The sequence below is a fragment of the Nocardia sp. NPDC055053 genome (assembly GCF_053608285.1).
This window is the reverse complement of sequence record NZ_JBSGVD010000088.1, coordinates 1-1,312: the sequence shown is the minus strand read 5'-3', so window position 1 is coordinate 1,312 and position 1,312 is coordinate 1. Positions and strand designations below refer to the sequence as shown.

Genomic DNA, 1,312 nt, shown 5'->3' with positions numbered 1-1,312 from the left:
GGCGGATTCTAGGAGTCGTCGCAACACTCGTGGTGGTGTTTAGGCCGCGAGTAGCTTAGCCAAGCGCTCGGCTGGGGTATCCCAGTCGAGCGTTTTGCGTGGGCGGCCGTTGAGTTCGGCGGCAATGGCGTCGAGGTGTTCACGGGTGTGCACCGACAAGTCGGTGCCCTTGGGAAAGTACTGCCGTAGCAGGCCGTTCGTGTTCTCGTTCGAGCCGCGCTGCCAGGGACTGCCTGGATCGCAGAAGTAGACCGGAATGTCGGTAGCGACGGTGAACAGGTGGTGCTCACCCAACTCGCTGCCCTGGTCCCAGGTCAACGACCGCATCAAATGCGCAGGAAGTCGGGTAACCGTGTGTTGCAACGCATCTCGTACCAGCTCAGCGCTGCGGCCATCTGGTAGATGCATGAGCATCACATAGCGGGTGGAGCGTTCGACAAGGGTGCCGATCGCCGATCCGTTGTCCTTGCCCACGATCAGATCACCTTCCCAATGCCCGGACACGGCCCGGTCTTCGACCTCGGCGGGCCGGTCGCTGATCATGACCATCGGATGGGTGAAACGAGGCCGCCTGCAGGCGGCCGCCCGACGCGGGACGCGCCGGGCGCGGCCGGTGCGCAGCGCTCGAGCCAGCTCGCGGCGCAACTCGCCGCGGCCCTGCATATACAGGGCTTGATAAACGGTTTCGTGGACCACGTGCAGCTCCGGCCGGTCGGGAAAATGCGTGCGCACAGCCTGGCAGATCTGTTCGGGGCTCCACCGTTTATCGAGGTGGCGCTGGATGAATCGCCTCAGTTCGGGATACCGGCTGACCTTGCTCGGCTTGGGTCGGGGGCGTCGTGCGTCGGCGCGGGACTGGGCCGCGTGTGGGCGGTAGGTGGCCTTTCCGGACGGGCTCACCGTGGCGTTGCGCGCGATCTCACGGCTTATCGTGGAGGGACTACGACTCAGCTCGGTCGCGATCTCGCGGACGCCGGCGTTCTCCCGCCGCCGATCGGCGATGTGGATGCGTTCGTCCTCGCTCAGATACCGCGACTTCGACCCGGCAGAGGCTGCCCGCTCGTTTCGAACGGGCAGCACCCTACGTTTGGGATCGTCACGGCCGTTGCGCCACTCGCGTCCGGTGCGTTCGTGGACACCGACCATCTTCGATGCCGCTTTGTTTCCGTGCCCTTGTTCCACAAGACGGAGATACTCCGCCCGTTCGGCCCTCAACTTCTTACGGCCCTGAGGTTTCCGATCCGCCCGGATCTGGAAGTCCATCGCAATCTCCCCTGAACTGGGGTGTTGCGACGATCCCTAGAACCCAAGC

At 64.5% G+C, this 1,312-nt stretch carries 1 protein-coding gene; it reads right to left on the bottom strand.

Translation table 11 applies throughout. The annotated features are described in order from the left end of the window. Window positions 1-39 precede the first annotated feature (39 nt). Window positions 40-1,146, bottom strand: a complete 1,107-nt coding sequence (locus ACWF82_RS34365) for an IS30 family transposase (protein WP_452507727.1) — start codon at window positions 1,144-1,146, stop codon at window positions 40-42. Between the last annotated feature and the right edge of the window lie 166 nt (window positions 1,147-1,312).